The following is a 15,785-nucleotide window of genomic DNA, read 5'->3' as shown; positions in this document are numbered from 1 at the left end:
CGGGGCCTCCCCCCCCCCCGCCATTCCCAATGTAGGAGCGCGCCCTGCGCGCGATTTCGCGGGCAGAGCCCGCTCCTACAGGTCGCCGGGAAGCACGGCATGCCTCCCCGTAGGACCTTGTCCGCGATAGCCGGACGTCCCGGCGCGATTCGCGGATGAGATCTCCTACGCTTCCCCACCCCCGCCATTCCCCTGTAGGAGCGCGCCCTGCGCGCGAAATCGCGGGCAGGGCCCGCTCGTACAGGTTGCAGGGGAGCACAGCGTGCCTCCCCCGTAGGAGCGGACCTTGTCCGCGATAGCCGGACGATCCGGCGCGATTCGCGGATGAGATCTACGCTGCCCCACCCACGCCATTCCCATGTAGGAGCGCGCCCTGCGCGCGAAATCGCGGGCAGGGCCCGCTCCTACAGGTCGCCGGGAAGCATGGCATGCCTCCCCGTAGGACCTTGTCCGCGATAGCCGGACACCCCGGCGCGATTCGCGGATGAGATCCGCGCTGCCCCACCCACGCCATTCCCCTGTAGGAGCGCGCCCTGCGCGCGAATCGCGGGCAGGGCCCGCGCGCTCCTACAGCTCGGACATTCCCCTCCCACCGCCGGCACATCCGCCCTCACGGTCTACTATTGACGCTGCGCAAGGGAATCCACCCCGGGGAGAGCTAGAGTTTTCCCACCAAGCCACTCATTGAGGGATACATCATGTACGAGCGCATTCTGGTAGCAGTGGACGGCAGCCCGGTTTCCGACCGCGCGCTGGGCGAGGCGGTCAAGCTGGCGCAACTGACTGGCGGCGAGCTGCGCGTCATCACCATCGTCGACAGCCCGCTGCGCCACCTGCCCGACTATGCCGTCTACTACAACCCCGAGCCGCTGCGCGAAGCCGCGCTGAAGGCCGCCGACGACGTGCTGGCCAAGGCCCGCGAGCAGGTCGGCGACAAGGTCAAGGCGAAGTTCGACCGTGTGTGCCAGGAGCGCGCCAGCGAGGAAGTCGCCGAGCGTATCGAGCTGGAGGCCGAGGATGCCAAGGCCGACGTGATCGTCATGGGCACCCATGGCCGCCGCGGCGTGCGCCGGCTGATGCTGGGCAGCGTGGCCGAGGGCCTGCTGCGCGTCAGCAACCGCCCGGTGCTGCTGGTCCGCGACAAGTAAGTCCAACCCCTATGAAAAAGGCCGTGCGGGATGACCCGCACGGCCTTTTTTTCACCTGAAGCGCCCCTGTAGGAAAAGCGGAAGGCTACGGCATCGGCGTCATTCACCCGCCGCCACCACGTTACCGCGGCAGGAGTGGAAGATGTCCAGGCCGGGCTGATACAGGCTGGTGCGCACGTCCAGCAGGCCGAGCACCGAGTGGAACAGGTTGTCGTGGCTCAGGTCCTGCTCGTCGCGCTTGCCGGCCAGGCAGCCGCGGTCGATGCCCAGGTCGCGCAGGGTCGAGGGGCCGAACCACATCACCATGGGCACGTGGGTCTGCGCCGCCGGGGCGATGGCATAGGGCGCGGCGTGCAGGTACACGCCGTTCTCGCCCAGCGACTCGCCATGGTCGGAGACGTAGAGCATCGAGGTGTCGTACCTGTCGCTGTTCTTCTTCAGCAGCTTGATGACCTTCGACAGGAAGAAATCGGTGTAGAGGATGGTGTTGTCGTAGACGTTCACCAGCTCGTCCTTCGAGCAGCTGCCCAACTGGTTGGTGCGGCACACCGGCTTGAAGCGCTCCATGTCCGCCGGGTAGCGCTCGTAGTACTCCGGGCCGTGGCTGCCGTCGGCGTGCAGGACGATGATGGCGTTGTCCTTCAGGCCATCGATGTACGCCTGCAGGTCCTGCAGCAGGGCCTCGTCCAGGCAGCGGTTGCCGTCGCAGAACGGCCCGGGCTGGTTCTTCGGGATGTCGCGGTGCGGCACGCGCAGGCAGGTGCCCTTGCAGTCGCTGTTGTTGTCCAGCCAGAGCACCTGCAGGCCGGCGCGTTGCAGCACGTCCAGCAGGCTCTCGTAGGTCTTGCCCTTCTTGTCGCTGTAGTCCTCGCGGGGGAACTTGGAGAACATGCAGGGCACCGAGACCGCGGTGGAAGTCCCGCAGGAATGCACCTGGGTGAAGTTGAGGATGTCCAGCTTCGCCAGCTCCGGGTTGGTTTCGCGGGCGTAGCCGTTGAGCGAGAAGTGGTCGGCCCGCGCGGTCTCGCCGACCACGAAGACGAACAGCGACTTCTTCGCCCGTTGCGCGGCCTTGGCGCTCTGCACCGCGTCCTCGCCGATCTTCTGCACCACCAGGTCGGCCTTCTTGATGCCCAGGCGCTGCTTGCCGTACTTGCTCACGGCGTAGATGTAGTTGGTCGGGTTGATGAAGTGGGTCAGCTTGTCTTCCTCGCGGAAGATCGGCGCGTAGGTGGAATAGAAGCTACCCACCATCACCGCCACCGCGGCCACGCAGGCGAACACCACCAGCACCTTGTTCAGCAGCCCGCGCAGGAACGGCTTGTAGGCCACCGGCAGCGCCCAGACCAGCGCCGACGGCAGCGCCCCGAGCAGCAGCAGGTAGGCCACCAGCCTACCGCTGAACAGCGCCTCGGCCTCGCCCGGGTTGGTCTCGAAGACGTTCTGCACCATCACCGTGTCGATGGCGATGCCGTAGCTGTTCATGAAGTAGGCCGCGGCGGCCGAGCACAGCGCCACCAGAGTCAGCGCCGGCTTGAGCAGCGGGCGGAACGACACCAGGGTCAGCAGCAGGGTGAAGGCGGCCCAGAGGAAGACGCCGAAGGAAGCGAAGAAGGCGATGCGGTACGCCCCCTGCAGCGGCACCAGGCCGTCCAGCGCCTTCCAGGTGGCGAGGTTGTAGAACAGCACCAGGGCCAGGGAAAACAGCAGGACCAGGCGGTTGGAACTGATGGTGGGTAACAGGCGGCGGTTGCCCTCGGACATCGAGGCACTCCTTGACTGGGCGCAGCGGAAAGAACGGCATCGCCCGCCGTCGCGGCGGGCGCGCCGAATCTACTGATCAGTTAGTCAAAAAAGTGTCAAATTTGCCACTGAATCGATACAACGTTTGTCGGCTCAGGCCGATTGCAGACGTTCCCGCCAAGCCGGCAACCAGCCCAGGCCAGCGCTGGTGGCGCCGACCGGGCGGTATTCGGCGCCCAGCCAGCCGGCGTAGCCCTGGGCCCGCAGGGCCGCCAGCGCCGGCTCGAAGTCCAGTTCGCCGCTGCCCGGCTCGCCGCGCCCGGGGGCGTCGGCGAACTGCACGTGGCCGATATGCCCTTGCAGCTGGCGCACGCAATCCGCCAGGTCCAGGTCCATGCGCGCCATGTGGTAGAAGTCCAGCTGCGCCGCCAGGTTCGGGTGGCCGACGCGCGCCAGCATGTCCAGCAGATGCTGCGGGGTGTTGAGCAGGAAGCCGGGCATGTCGTGCAGGTTGATCGCCTCCATCAGCACCGCGATGCCGCGCCCGGCGAAGGCCTCGGCGGTCTGCCGCAGGTGTTCGGCCAGCAGCGCCAGCGCCTGCTCGCGTTCGACGCCCTCGGCCAGGCGCCCGGCCAGCACGTTGATCTTCTGCGGCCGCGCCACCTCGGCGTACTCCAGGGCCTGGCGCAGCCCGGCGGCGAACTGCGCCTCGCGCCCCGGCACTGCGGCCAGCCCGGCGCCACCCTGCATCAGGTCGCCGGCCGGCAGGTTGAACAGCACCAGCGGCATGCCACTGCGCTGCAGCTCGGCCTGCAATGCCGCGGCCGGCACCTCGTAGGGAAACTGGATCTCCACCCCGGCGAAACCGGCCTCGGCGGCGGCGCGCACGCGCTCGATCAGCGGCAGTTCGGTGAACAACAGGGACAGGTTGGCGCAGATCGGCATGGCGGCTTTCCTCAATCGCGGGGTTGGCGGTACTGCTCGACCAGGGTGGCCGGGTCGTGCGCCAGGTGGCCCTGGCTGCCGTGCAGGCGCATCAGCTGCGCGGCCAGGCCGCTCATGGGCGTGGCCGAGCCCTGCTCGCGGGCCAGCTTGACCGCGGTGTCCAGGTCCTTGAGCAGGGTGCGCACGTGCCACTTGATCGGCTCGAAGCGGCTCTCGGCCATCTGCGGGGCGAGGATCTGCAAGGGCCTGGAATCGGCGAAACCGCCGGCCAGGGCCGGGGCGATCAGGCTGGCGTCGACCCCGGCGCTCTCCGCCAGGGCCACCACTTCGGCGATCACCAGGGCGTTGCAGGCGACGATCATCTGGTTGCACACCTTGGTCACCTGGCCGGCGCCGACCTCGCCCATGCGCGTCAGGCGCTGGCCGAGGTGGGCGAGGACGGGGCGGACGCGCTCGATGTCCTCCACCCGGCCGCCGGCCATGATCGCCAGGCTGCCGGCCTCGGCGCCCGGGGTGCCGCCGGAGACCGGCGCATCGACCCAGCGCATGCCGCTGCGGGCTTCGAGTTCGGCGGCCATCTCGCGGGTAGCGGCCGGTTCCAGGCTGGAGAAGTCCACCAGCAACTGCCCCGGTTTCGCCCCTTCGACGATGCCGCCGGGGCCGAACACCACCTCGCGCACGGCGGCGGTGTCGGCCAGGCAGAGCATGACGATCTCGGCATCCGCGCACAGCTGCGCGGGGCTCTGCGCGACGCGGGCGCCCTCCCCGGCCAGCAGCTCGCGCTTGGCGGCGGAGCGGTTCCACACGGTCAACGGGTAGCCGGCGGCCAGCAGGCGGCGGCTCATGGGCACGCCCATCAGGCCGAGGCCGGCGAAGGCGATGGAGGGCAAGGCAGACATGGATGGCTCCTGTCGGGCAAAATAGCGGGCACGGGGACGGCCATCTTAACCGTCCACCGCCGCCTTCGCCGAGCCTGCGAGCCCGCCGCCGTGGTCATTTCCACGCGCACCGGCAGACCGCCACTATACTTCCCAGGCTTTTTCCGCTATTGAACCGGAGACTGCTCCCATGCTGAAACGCACCCTGGCGCTCGCCGCCTGCTTTGCGCTGTCCCTTTCCGCCAGCTTCACCCAGGCCGAAACCCTGAAGGAACTCAAGGTCTCGGCGATCCCCGACGAAGCCCCCACCGAGCTGTTGCGCAAGTTCAAGCCGCTGGGCGAATACCTGCAGGAACGCCTGGGCATGCCGGTGAAGTTCATCCCGGTGTCCGACTATGCCGGCGTGGTCGAGGCCCTGGCCGCCGACCGCCTGGACATGGCCTGGCTGGGCGGCTTCACCTTCGTCCAGGCACGCCTGAAGACCGGCAACGCCATCCCGCTGGTGCAGCGCGAGCAGGATCAGCAGTTCACCAGCAAGTTCATCACTGCCGATGCCAACGTGAAGTCGCTGCAGGACCTCAAGGGCAAGACCTTCGCCTTCGGCTCGGTGTCCTCCACCTCCGGCAGCCTGATGCCGCGCTACTTCATGCAGAAGGACGGCATCGTCCCCGAGCAGTTCTTCTCCCGCGTGGCCTACTCCGGCGCCCACGACGCCACCGTGGCCTGGGTCCAGGCCGGCAAGGTGGATGCCGGCGTGCTCAACGCCTCGGTGTGGCAGAAGCTGGTGGATGCCGGCAAGGTCGACACCGACAAGGTGAAGGTCTTCGCCACCACCCCGACCTACTACGACTACAACTGGACGGTGCGCGGCAACCTCGACCCGGCCCTGGCCGAGAAGATCAAGCAGGCCTTCCTCGACCTCGACCCGAGCAAGCCGCGCGACAAGGCCATCCTCGACCTGCAGGCGGCCAGCCGCTTCATCGAGACCAAGCCCGAGAACTACAAGGGCATCGAGGAGTCGGCCCGCGCCGCCGGCCTGTTGAAGTGAGCCTGCGCCTGACCGGCGTGGAGCACCAGCACGCCAACGGCCAGCGCGCCCTCGCCGGCATCGACCTGAGCGTCGAGGCCGGCGAGCGGGTGGCGATCATCGGCCCCTCGGGCGCCGGCAAGACCACCCTGCTGCGCGTGCTGGCCACCGCGCTGAAGCCCAGCCACGGCGAGATCGAACTGCTCGGCAGCCAGCCCTGGCGCCTGGGCGCCCGGGCCCGCCAGCGCCTGCGCGCGCGCATCGGCCTGATCCACCAGGCGCCGCCGCTGCCGCCGCGCCAGCGGGTGGTCAACGCCGTGCTGGCCGGGCGCCTCGGCCAGTGGCCGCTGTGGAAGAGCCTGGCCAGCCTGCTCTACCCGCTGGACATCGACGGCGCCCGCGAGGCCCTGCGCAGCCTGGACCTGGCCGACAAGCTGTTCCAGCGCTGCGACCAGCTTTCCGGCGGCCAGCTGCAGCGCGTCGGCATCGCCCGGGCGCTGTACCAGCAGCCGCAGCTGCTGCTGGCCGACGAACCGGTCTCGGCGATGGACCCGGTGCTCGCCGGGCACACCCTCGACCTGCTCACCCGCGAGGCCGCCAACCGTGGCCTGACGCTGCTGGCCAGCCTGCACGCGGTGGACCTGGCCCTGGCGCACTTCCCGCGCATCGTCGGCATCCGCGACGGGCGCATCGTCTTCGACAAGCCGGCCGCCAGCGTCAGCCCGGACGACCTGCAGCAGCTCTACGCCAACGAACAGCTGAGCCTGGATGCCCCGACGCCGGTCGAGCCCCTGCACGTGGTGCAGATCCCGCGATGCTGAAACCCCGCGACCCCGCCGCTCTGCCGCGGCTGCTGCTGACCGCCCTGACGCTGCTGTTGCTGTGGCCCGGCCTGCGCCTGAGCGAACTGGACATCCCCGGCCTGTTCACTGGCGACAACGCTCGCACCATGGCCGGCTTCCTCGCCGGGTTCTGGCCGCCGGCCCACGACGCCGAATTCCTCGCCATCCTCGGCCGCGCCACCCTGGAAACCCTGGCCATCGCCACCGCCGGCATGGCCCTGGCCTGGCTGATCGCCTTCCCCGCCGCGCTGCTGGCCACCCGCGCGCTGTCGCTGTCCGCCCTGCCCCGCGGCGGCCTGCCGGCCTGGTGGGCGCGGGCCCTGCGCTGGCCGGTGCGGCTGCTGCTGATCGTGCTGCGCAGCATCCCGGAAATCGTCTGGGCGCTGCTGTTCGTCCGCGCCGTCGGCCTGGGTCCCACCGCCGGCGTCATGGCCATCGCCATCACCTACGGCGGCATGCTCGGCAAGGTCTACGCGGAAATCTTCGAATCGGTGGACCCGCGCCCCACCCGCGCGCTGCTGCTGGGCGGCGGCTCGCGCCTGGGCGCCTTCGCCTACGGCCTGCTGCCCCAGGCGGCGAGCGAGATGATCTCCTACACCGTGTACCGCTGGGAGTGCGCCATCCGCGCCTCGGTGGTCATGGGCTTCGTCGGCGCCGGCGGGCTCGGCCAGCAGGTCGACCTGTCGCTGCGCATGTTCGCCGGCGGCGAAGTGGCGAGCATCCTGCTGACCTTCCTGCTGCTGGTGCTGGGCGCCGACCAGCTCAGCCGCTTCCTGCGCCGGAGGCTGGAATGAACCGCGCCCGCGCCGGCCTCTTGCGCGCCATCGGCTGGAGCCTGGCGATCCTGCTCGCGGTGGTGGCCTCCTTCGTCTACCTGCAAGTCGACAGCGACGGCCTGCTCAGCGGCGAAGGCTTGCGGCAGATGCTCGGCTACGCCAGCGACTTCTTCCCGCCGGACCTGTCCGCCACGCACCTGAGCGCGGTGGGCCGCGGCGCCCTGGAAACCCTGGCCATGTCGGCCCTGGGCACGTTGCTCGCGGCGCTGCTGGGGATGCTCTTCGCCCTGCCGGCCGCCGGCCGCTTCGGCGCCGCCGCGCAGAGCCTGGCGCGCTTCGTCCTCAACGCCCTGCGCGCGGTGCCGGAACTGGTGTGGGGCGCGCTCATGGTGCTGGCCGCGGGCCTGGGCCCCAACGCCGGCACCCTGGCCCTGGCCCTGCACACCGGCGGCGTGCTCGGCCGGCTGTTCGCCGAGGCCCTGGAAAATACCCCGGCCGAACCCGCCGAAGCCCTGCGCCTGGGCGGCAGCGGGCGGGTCGCCGCCTTCGCCTACGGCACCCTGCCGGCGGTCTGGCCGCAGCTGGTGGCCTACATCCTCTACCGCTGGGAGAACAACATCCGCATGGCCAGCGTGCTCGGCTTCGTCGGCGCCGGCGGCCTGGGACAGATGCTCTACTTCAGCCTCAGCCTGTTCCAGCAGGCCCAGGCGGCCACGGTGATCCTCGCCATGCTGGTGCTGGTGCTGGGCGTCGACACCCTCAGCGCCTGGGCGCGGCAGCGGTGGGTCAGCGCCTGACAGCCTACGGCGTTATCCGCCGAATCGCGGACGGAGTCCGCTCCTACCGCATGAGCGAGCATGGCTTTTCGTAGGATGGTGTTGAGCTTGCGAAACCCATGCGGTTGCGGTGATGGGTATCGCTTCGCTCAACACCATCCTACGAAGAGCGCCTCGGCGCGGCCCGCAGGACAGTAGAGCGGACTCCGTCCGCGATTGGATTCCTCTCCCACGCCGGTCCCCCCGGTAACTGCCGTGACGATGGGTATCGCTTCGCTCAACACCATCCTACGACGGTGTTTCTCCTGCGCCTTGCGGGAGACGCCGTTCGCGGTTACCGGTGGCAACCCAGCGGTTTCGCGCCCATGAAAAAGCCCGGCACACCAGGCTGTGTGAAAACCCGAGCGGCTCTTCGAAGAGTGCGTTCCTACGTGAAATCTGAAAAGGCTTGGCTATTCAGCCAACCCAGAATCCGCGTAGAAACGCGAAATCCAGGTTGTTTTTTAACCAGCTGGACCGATCCGGAGGTTTTCACACAGCCTGACACGCCGGGCTTCTTCATATCGCGGCTCACTCGCCGCCATGGAGCACCTTGTCCAGGTCCACCGGGTCGCCCGGTTGGGTCCCCAGCTTGACGCGGATGTCCTCGAACATCGCATCGTATTCCTTGTGGATACGCACGATCGGCCCGAAGCGCGGGTGCAGGCCATGCTTCTGCGCAATGCGGGTGGCATCGCTGGCGAAGTTGAAGGCCTGGTCCTTGGGCATGTCGAACTCTTCCTTGAAGGCATTGCCGTCGATGCTGCCGTCCATGGTGAAGTGGACGTAGGCGCCCTTCTCGGCGTCGTGGCGAATCTCGTAGTACAGGTTGATATCCAGCGCCTGCTGGTCAAGGCCCGGCAGGGCGTGGAGATGCAGGTGACCAGGCTCGAACATGACGTGACTCCTTGCAGTGGTCCCGCAAGTCTAGCTCGCCTGCGGGCAACGCAAGCCGCCCCGGGTCAATGCAGCGTGTTTTTTTCCGCACGCTCCTGAACCAGCACCCAGGGCGCCACCACCACCGCCCACAGCTGCGGGTCGCGCTCCAGGAAGTCGCGGGCGCGGGCCTCGTCGACCCGCGCCAGGTCGCCGCTGGCCAGCCAGGCGGCGACCTTCTGGCGGTCGTCCTCGGCCACGGCCTGCGCGGCCTCCACCAGGTCGACGGCCTCGCCCACCTGCAGCAGGGCGCCGCGGGCGAAGAACGGCTGCAGCTCCTGCCAGGAAATCATCGCGGTCTCGCCGAGCAGCTTGGCATAGAGGGTGCTAGTTTGTTCAGTCATGGTACTCACCGGGAAATCAGGCGGCGCCATGATACCGCCCGGTCGTCGCCAGGCAAGTTTCCCGGGAGTTGCGCGGGGGGTGGATGTGACCAAAGGAGGGCTACTGGCACAACGCCGTTTTTCTATACGTTTGTTTCGTCTTTGCGACATGGGGCGAAACGCCCCGCCGCCAGCGGCTTTTCAAGCGGCGAAGCGGCACTCTACACTGTACCGGTACAGTTGCCGGCGGCTTCCCCCGGGCGCAAAGCCCGTCGAACCGCGGCCACGAACCACAAGAACGAAAACACAAGAAAGAGTGGAGCATTATGAAAAAGGGTACCCAACGTCTTTCCAAACTGTTGACCGCCATGGCCCTGGCCGGCGTCGCCAGCTATTCGATGGCCGCCGATACCATCAAGATCGCCCTGGCCGGTCCGGTGACCGGTGCGGTCGCCCAGTACGGGGAGATGGAGTTCGTCGGCGCCAAGATGGCCATCGAACAGATCAACAAGGCCGGCGGTGTCGACGGCAAGCAGCTCGAAGGCGTGGTCTACGATGACGCCTGCGATCCGAAGCAGGCCGTGGCGGTCGCCAACAAGATCGTCAACGACGGCGTCAAGTTCGTCGTCGGCCACCTGTGCTCCAGCTCCACTCAGCCGGCCTCGGACATCTACGAGGACGAAGGCGTCCTGATGATTTCCCCGGCCTCCACCAGCCCGGACATCACCAGCCGCGGCTACAAGCTGATCTTCCGCACCATCGGCCTGGACAACATGCAGGGCCCGACCGCCGGCAAGTTCATCGCCGAGCACGTCAAGCCGAAGATCGTCGCGGTCATCCACGACAAGCAGCAGTACGGCGAAGGCATCGCCACCGCGGTCAAGAAGACCCTGGAAGACGCCGGCGTGAAAGTCGCCCTGTTCGAAGGCATCAACGCCGGCGACAAGGACTTCTCCTCGCTGATCGCCAAGCTCAAGCAGGCCAAGGTCGACTTCGTCTACTACGGCGGCTACCACCCGGAACTGGGCCTGCTGCTGCGCCAGACTTCCGAGAAAGGCCTGAAAGTCGGCTTCATGGGCCCGGAAGGCGTCGGCAACAAGGAAATCTCCGCCATCGCCGGCCCGGCTTCCGAAGGCCTGTACGTGACCCTGCCGAAGTCCTTCGACCAGGATCCGAAGAACCAGGCCCTGGTCGCCGCCTTCAAGGCCAAGAACCAGGACCCGAGCGGCCCGTTCGTGTTCCCGGCCTACGCCGCCGTGCAGGTCATCGCCGACGGCATCAAGAAAGCCGGCAGCGAGGACACCGAAAAGGTCGCCACCGCCCTGCGCAGCAACACCTTCGATACGCCCACCGGTGCCCTGGCCTTCGACGAGAAGGGCGACCTGAAGAACTTCAACTTCGTGGTCTACCAGTGGCACAAGGACGGCACCAAGACCGAAGTCAAATAAGGTCCGCCGCCTGAGGTCCAGAGCCCACTGCGCCCGCAGTGGGCTTTGTTTATTCCGCGTATTCCGGGGGTCCGTCGCGCCACAAGCGCCGCTTCACGCGACGCCCGAGGAGTTAGGTGATGCCTGAGCTCTATCACTACCTGCAACAGCTGGTCAACGGCCTTACCGTTGGCAGCACCTATGCCCTGATCGCCATCGGCTACACCATGGTCTACGGCATCATCGGCATGATCAACTTCGCCCATGGCGAGGTCTACATGATCGGCTCGTACGTAGCCTTCATCGTGATCACCGGCCTGGCCATGATGGGGATCGTCAGCCTGCCGATCGTCATCTTCTGCACCTTCGCCGCCGCCATCATCGTCACCAGCGCCTATGGCTACAGCATCGAACGGATCGCCTACCGCCCGCTGCGCGGCAGCAACCGGCTGATCCCGCTGATCTCGGCCATCGGCATGTCGATCTTCCTGCAGAACGAGGTCCTGCTCGCCCAGGACTCCAAGGACAAGGCCATCCCCAACCTGCTGCCGGGGAACTTCGTCTTCGGCGATCCCACCTACGGGGTGACCGTCTCGTACATGCAGGTGCTGATCTTCATCGTCACCCTGCTGGCCATGTACGGCCTCAGCCTGTTCATCTCCCGTTCCCGCCTGGGCCGCGCCTGCCGCGCCTGCGCCGAGGACATCAAGATGGCCAACCTGCTGGGGATCAACACCAACAACATCATCGCCCTGACCTTCGTCATCGGAGCCACCCTGGCCGCCGTGGCCGCGGTGCTGCTGGGCCTGCAGTACGGCGTGATCAACCCGAACATCGGCTTCCTCGCCGGCATCAAGGCCTTCACCGCCGCGGTGCTCGGTGGCATCGGCAGCATCCCGGGCGCCATGCTCGGCGGCCTGGTGCTGGGCGTCGCCGAAGCCTTCGGCGCCGACGTGTTCGGCGACCAGTACAAGGACGTGGTGGCCTTCAGCCTGCTGGTCCTGGTGCTGCTGTTCCGCCCCACCGGTCTGCTCGGTCGTCCGGAGGTGGAGAAGGTATGAACAAGCGACTCAAGACGGCTTTCTTCAGCGCCCTGCTGGTGCTGGCGGTGGCCTACCCGATCCTCGGGGTGAAACTCAGCGTCATCGGCATCGGCCTGCAGCTGGAAGGCGTCAGCCCCAGCACCCTGTGGACCATCGCCGCGTGCGCCGTGGCCATGTTCGTCTGGCAGCTGGTGCGCGACCGCTTCAGCTTCAGCCGTGGCCGTACCCTGCACATGGGCGAGAACAACTTCCTGTACCGCTCGCTGACGCAGCCTTCGGTGCAGCGCAAGGTGATCATCGTGATGATCCTGGTCGCCCTGGCCTGGCCCTTCTGGGGCTCGCGCGGGGCGGTGGACATCGCCACCCTGGTGCTGATCTACGTGCTGCTGGGCCTGGGCCTGAACATCGTGGTGGGCCTCGCCGGCCTGCTCGACCTGGGCTACGTCGGCTTCTACGCCGTGGGCGCCTACAGCTACGCGCTGCTCTCGCACTACTACGGCCTGGGCTTCTGGACCTGCCTGCCGATCGCCGGGGCGATGGCCGCGCTGTTCGGCTTCCTGCTCGGTTTCCCGGTGCTGCGCCTGCGCGGCGACTACCTGGCGATCGTGACCCTGGGCTTCGGCGAGATCATCCGCGTGCTGCTGCGCAACCTCACCGGCCTGACCGGCGGCCCCAACGGCATCAGCAGCATCGAGAAGCCCACCCTGCTCGGCCTTACCTTCGAGCGCCGCGCCCCCGAGGGCATGCAGACCTTCCACGAGTTCTTCGGCATCGCCTACAACTCCAACTACAAGGTCGTGTTCCTCTACCTGGTGGCGCTGCTGCTGGTGCTGCTGGTGCTGTTCGTCATCAACCGCCTGCTGCGCATGCCCCTGGGCCGCGCCTGGGAAGCGCTGCGCGAGGACGAGATCGCCTGCCGCGCGCTGGGCCTGAACCCGACCATCATCAAGCTCTCCGCCTTCACCCTCGGCGCCTGCTTCGCCGGCTTCGCCGGCAGCTTCTTCGCCGCGCGCCAGGGCCTGGTGACCCCGGAGTCGTTCACCTTCATCGAGTCGGCCACCATCCTCGCCATCGTCGTCCTCGGCGGCATGGGCTCGCAGCTGGGAGTGATCCTCGCCGCCGTGGTGATGATCCTGCTGCCCGAGCTGATGCGCGAGTTCAGCGAATACCGCATGTTGATGTTCGGCGCCATCATGGTGCTGATGATGATCTGGCGTCCGCAGGGCCTGCTGCCGATGCAGCGCCCGCACCTGGAGTTGCGTAAATGAGTCGACCGATTCTTGAAGTATCCGGCCTGACCATGCGCTTCGGCGGCCTGCTGGCCGTCAACGGCGTCGCGCTCAAGGTCGAGGAAAAGCAGGTGGTCTCGATGATCGGCCCCAACGGCGCCGGCAAGACCACCGTGTTCAACTGCCTGACCGGCTTCTACCAGCCCACCGGCGGGCAGATCCTGCTGCGCGGCGAGCCGATCCAGGGCCTGCCGGGCCACAAGATCGCCCACCGCGGCGTGGTGCGCACCTTCCAGAACGTCCGCCTGTTCAAGGAAATGACCGCGGTGGAGAACCTGCTGGTGGCCCAGCACCGGCACATCAACACCAACTTCTTCGCCGGCCTGCTGAAGACCCCCGGGTTCCGCCGCGCCGAGGCCGAGGCGCTGGACTACGCGGCGCACTGGCTGGAAGTGGTCAACCTCAAGGACGTCGCCAACCGCCCGGCCGGCACCCTGGCCTACGGCCAGCAGCGCCGCCTGGAGATCGCCCGCTGCATGATGACGCGCCCGCAGATCCTCATGCTCGACGAGCCGGCCGCCGGCCTCAACCCGCGCGAGACCGAGGACCTCAAGGCGCTGATCGCCATGCTGCGCGCCGAGCACGGCGTGACCGTGCTGCTGATCGAGCACGACATGAAGCTGGTGATGAGCATTTCCGACCACATCTACGTGATCAACCAGGGCACGCCCCTGGCCGACGGTACCCCGGAGCAGATCCGCGACAACCCGGACGTGATCAAAGCCTATCTGGGGGAGGCCTGAGCCATGCTGAAGTTCGACAAGGTCTCCACCTTCTACGGCAAGATCCAGGCCCTGCACGAGGTCAGCCTGGAAGTGCAGCAGGGCGAGATCGTCACCCTGATCGGCGCCAACGGCGCCGGCAAGTCGACCCTGCTGATGACCCTCTGCGGCTCGCCGCGGGCGGCCTCCGGCAGCATCAAGTACCTCGGCGAGGAACTGGTCGGCCAGGAGTCTTCGCACATCATGCGCAAGAGCATCGCGGTGGTCCCCGAAGGCCGCCGGGTGTTCGCCCGCCTGACCGTCGAGGAAAACCTGGCCATGGGCGGCTTCTTCACCAGCAAGGGCGACTACCAGGAGCAGATGGACCGCGTCCTGGGCCTGTTCCCGCGCCTGAAGGAACGCTTCAGCCAGCGCGGCGGCACCATGTCCGGCGGCGAGCAGCAGATGCTCGCCATCGGCCGCGCGCTGATGAGCAAGCCCAAGCTGCTGCTGCTCGACGAACCGTCCCTGGGCCTGGCGCCGATCATCATCCAGCAGATCTTCGACATCATCGAACAGCTGCGCAGCGAAGGCGTGACCGTCTTCCTCGTCGAGCAGAACGCCAACCAGGCGCTGAAGCTCGCCGACCGCGGCTACGTGCTGGAGAACGGCCACATCGTGATGCAGGACACCGGCGCCAACCTGCTGGTCAACCCCAAGGTGCGCGACGCCTACCTGGGGGGTTGAGCCTCTTGCGGCAAGAGAAAACGGCCCTTCGGGGCCGTTTTTCTTTGGTTCTTCGCAGGATGGGTCGAGTCCTGGCGATGGGTATCGCTTCGCTCAACCCATCCTACGATTGAAGCCTGGTATATCCCGTTGACATATCCCAAGTTCGCCTTACCATGGAACCTCCCCTTCTCGGAGGCCGAACATGGAACAAGGCGCCGTATTCCAGAGCAACCGCAGCCAGGCCGTGCGCCTGCCCAAGGCCGTCGCGCTGCCTGAAGACGTGAAGCGCGTGGACGTCGTGGCCATCGGCCGAACCCGCATCCTCACCCCGGCCGGGGAGAGCTGGGACAGCTGGTTCGACGGCGAGAACGTCAGCGCCGACTTCATGAGCGAGCGCGAGCAACCGGCGGAACAGGAACGCGAGGGGTTCTGATGCTGAAGTTCATGCTCGATACCAACATCTGCATCTTCACCATCAAGAACAAGCCGCAAGTCGTTCGCGAGGCCTTCAACCAGCACCATGGGCAGTTGGCGATCAGCTCGGTGACGCTGATGGAACTGATATACGGCGCCGAGAAGTCCTCCATGCCGGAACACGACCTGGGCATCGTCGAAGGCTTCGCCGCCCGCCTGGAAGTGCTCGACTACGACGGCAACGCGGCGGCCCACACCGGGCAACTGCGCGCCGAACTGGCGCGAATCGACAAGCCCATCGGCCCCTACGACCAGATGATCGCCGGGCACGCCCGTTCCCGCGGGCTGATCCTGGTCAGCAACAACCTGCGCGAATTCGAGCGAGTGCCGGGGCTGCGCCTGGAGGACTGGACCGTAGCCCCATCGCCTTAGGTGCCGCTGCGGAATCTGTTCGCGAGCAAGCTCGCTCCTACGAGAAGCCGTGCACGCCTGTAGCGTAGGAACAGGCCCTGCCTGCGAATCGCGCGCAGGGCGCGCTCCTACATTGAAATGGCATGACCGAAAAGGCCGGCGCTCGGTCATGCATGGCGATGGGTATCGCTTCGCTCAACCCATCCTACGACTGCGCCCTCTGCGGACCTGCGAAAACGGCAGGATGAAACCTCCCTCCCCGGTCGCACGGACAGCCCCCTCTCCCTTCAGGGAGAGGGTTGGGGAGAGGGAGCGGCGTCAATCCGAAACACAGTTGC

The 15,785-nt window shown here is 67.2% G+C and carries 17 protein-coding genes; 12 read left to right on the top strand and 5 right to left on the bottom strand.

Features of this window, described 5'->3' with window-relative positions:
- Positions 1–698: 698 nt before the first annotated feature.
- Entirely contained in the window at positions 699–1,148 is a 450-nt protein-coding gene (locus FG99_RS23570; protein WP_009620619.1) for a universal stress protein, read from the top strand.
- A 99-nt stretch (positions 1,149–1,247) separates the two neighbouring features.
- On the opposite strand, the gene FG99_RS23565 is transcribed toward FG99_RS23570, so the two are convergent.
- The 3 genes from FG99_RS23565 to FG99_RS23555 all read right to left on the bottom strand — a co-directional run bounded on the left by FG99_RS23565 (position 1,248) and on the right by FG99_RS23555 (position 4,735).
- The gene (locus tag FG99_RS23565; RefSeq protein WP_043272543.1) at positions 1,248–2,912 is read right to left on the bottom strand and encodes a phosphoethanolamine transferase; all 1,665 of its coding nucleotides are present in this window, start codon (positions 2,910–2,912) and stop codon (positions 1,248–1,250) included.
- A gap of 132 nt (positions 2,913–3,044) precedes the next feature.
- Positions 3,045–3,836 carry a hydroxypyruvate isomerase family protein gene (locus FG99_RS23560; protein ID WP_043272542.1) on the bottom strand — a complete coding sequence of 264 codons (792 nt, stop codon included), beginning with the start codon at positions 3,834–3,836 and terminating at the stop codon, positions 3,045–3,047.
- A gap of 11 nt (positions 3,837–3,847) precedes the next feature.
- The gene (locus FG99_RS23555; RefSeq protein WP_043272541.1) at positions 3,848–4,735 is read right to left on the bottom strand and encodes an NAD(P)-dependent oxidoreductase; all 888 of its coding nucleotides are present in this window, start codon (positions 4,733–4,735) and stop codon (positions 3,848–3,850) included.
- A 169-nt stretch (positions 4,736–4,904) separates the two neighbouring features.
- On the opposite strand from FG99_RS23555, the gene FG99_RS23550 reads away from it, so the two are divergent.
- The 4 genes from FG99_RS23550 to phnE are packed head-to-tail and all read left to right on the top strand — an operon-like array spanning position 4,905 to position 8,156.
- A complete protein-coding gene (locus tag FG99_RS23550; RefSeq protein ID WP_043272540.1) occupies positions 4,905–5,762 on the top strand; it encodes a putative selenate ABC transporter substrate-binding protein in 858 nt (285 codons plus the stop codon).
- The gene (locus tag FG99_RS23545) at positions 5,759–6,562 is read left to right on the top strand and encodes a phosphonate ABC transporter ATP-binding protein (RefSeq protein WP_043272539.1); all 804 of its coding nucleotides are present in this window, start codon (positions 5,759–5,761) and stop codon (positions 6,560–6,562) included. The genes FG99_RS23550 and FG99_RS23545 overlap by 4 nt, the downstream gene beginning before the upstream one ends.
- Positions 6,556–7,377, top strand: a complete 822-nt coding sequence (locus tag FG99_RS23540; RefSeq protein ID WP_043272538.1) for a PhnE/PtxC family ABC transporter permease — start codon at positions 6,556–6,558, stop codon at positions 7,375–7,377. The genes FG99_RS23545 and FG99_RS23540 overlap by 7 nt, the downstream gene beginning before the upstream one ends.
- On the top strand, positions 7,374–8,156 hold the full coding sequence (phnE, locus tag FG99_RS23535; RefSeq protein ID WP_051879160.1) for a phosphonate ABC transporter, permease protein PhnE: 783 nt from the start codon (positions 7,374–7,376) through the stop codon (positions 8,154–8,156). Before FG99_RS23540 ends, phnE begins: the two co-directional genes overlap by 4 nt.
- A gap of 549 nt (positions 8,157–8,705) precedes the next feature.
- On the opposite strand, the gene FG99_RS23530 is transcribed toward phnE, so the two are convergent.
- Positions 8,706–9,071: a DUF5064 family protein gene (locus FG99_RS23530; RefSeq protein ID WP_009620632.1), complete on the bottom strand. Its 366-nt coding sequence runs from the start codon at positions 9,069–9,071 to the stop codon at positions 8,706–8,708.
- 65 nt (positions 9,072–9,136) lie between these two features.
- Positions 9,137–9,454 (bottom strand): DUF2288 domain-containing protein, encoded by a 318-nt coding sequence (locus FG99_RS23525; protein ID WP_043272537.1) that lies wholly within the window; start codon positions 9,452–9,454, stop codon positions 9,137–9,139.
- 305 nt (positions 9,455–9,759) lie between these two features.
- Between FG99_RS23525 and FG99_RS23520 the strand changes: the two genes are divergently transcribed.
- From FG99_RS23520 to vapC, 7 genes are all read left to right on the top strand, one after another.
- Positions 9,760–10,881: a branched-chain amino acid ABC transporter substrate-binding protein gene (locus FG99_RS23520; protein WP_043272536.1), complete on the top strand. Its 1,122-nt coding sequence runs from the start codon at positions 9,760–9,762 to the stop codon at positions 10,879–10,881.
- A 119-nt stretch (positions 10,882–11,000) separates the two neighbouring features.
- Positions 11,001–11,921: a high-affinity branched-chain amino acid ABC transporter permease LivH gene (gene livH / locus FG99_RS23515; RefSeq protein WP_009620635.1), complete on the top strand. Its 921-nt coding sequence runs from the start codon at positions 11,001–11,003 to the stop codon at positions 11,919–11,921.
- Positions 11,918–13,171 carry a high-affinity branched-chain amino acid ABC transporter permease LivM gene (locus FG99_RS23510; RefSeq protein WP_043272535.1) on the top strand — a complete coding sequence of 418 codons (1,254 nt, stop codon included), beginning with the start codon at positions 11,918–11,920 and terminating at the stop codon, positions 13,169–13,171. The genes livH and FG99_RS23510 overlap by 4 nt, the downstream gene beginning before the upstream one ends.
- Complete coding sequence (gene livG / locus FG99_RS23505; RefSeq protein ID WP_009620637.1) at positions 13,168–13,935, top strand: high-affinity branched-chain amino acid ABC transporter ATP-binding protein LivG; 768 nt, start codon at positions 13,168–13,170, stop codon at positions 13,933–13,935. Before FG99_RS23510 ends, livG begins: the two co-directional genes overlap by 4 nt.
- Before the next feature lie 3 nt (positions 13,936–13,938).
- On the top strand, positions 13,939–14,640 hold the full coding sequence (locus tag FG99_RS23500; protein WP_009620638.1) for an ATP-binding cassette domain-containing protein: 702 nt from the start codon (positions 13,939–13,941) through the stop codon (positions 14,638–14,640).
- Between the two features lie 184 nt (positions 14,641–14,824).
- Positions 14,825–15,055 carry a type II toxin-antitoxin system VapB family antitoxin gene (gene vapB / locus FG99_RS23495; RefSeq protein WP_009620639.1) on the top strand — a complete coding sequence of 77 codons (231 nt, stop codon included), beginning with the start codon at positions 14,825–14,827 and terminating at the stop codon, positions 15,053–15,055.
- Complete coding sequence (gene vapC / locus FG99_RS23490) at positions 15,055–15,468, top strand: type II toxin-antitoxin system tRNA(fMet)-specific endonuclease VapC (protein WP_043272534.1); 414 nt, start codon at positions 15,055–15,057, stop codon at positions 15,466–15,468. Before vapB ends, vapC begins: the two co-directional genes overlap by 1 nt.
- Positions 15,469–15,785 lie beyond the last annotated feature (317 nt).

The sequence above is a fragment of the Pseudomonas sp. AAC genome, assembly GCF_000725445.1.
Taxonomy (GTDB): domain Bacteria; phylum Pseudomonadota; class Gammaproteobacteria; order Pseudomonadales; family Pseudomonadaceae; genus Pseudomonas; species Pseudomonas citronellolis.
This window is presented reverse-complemented; position numbering and strand designations above follow the sequence as displayed.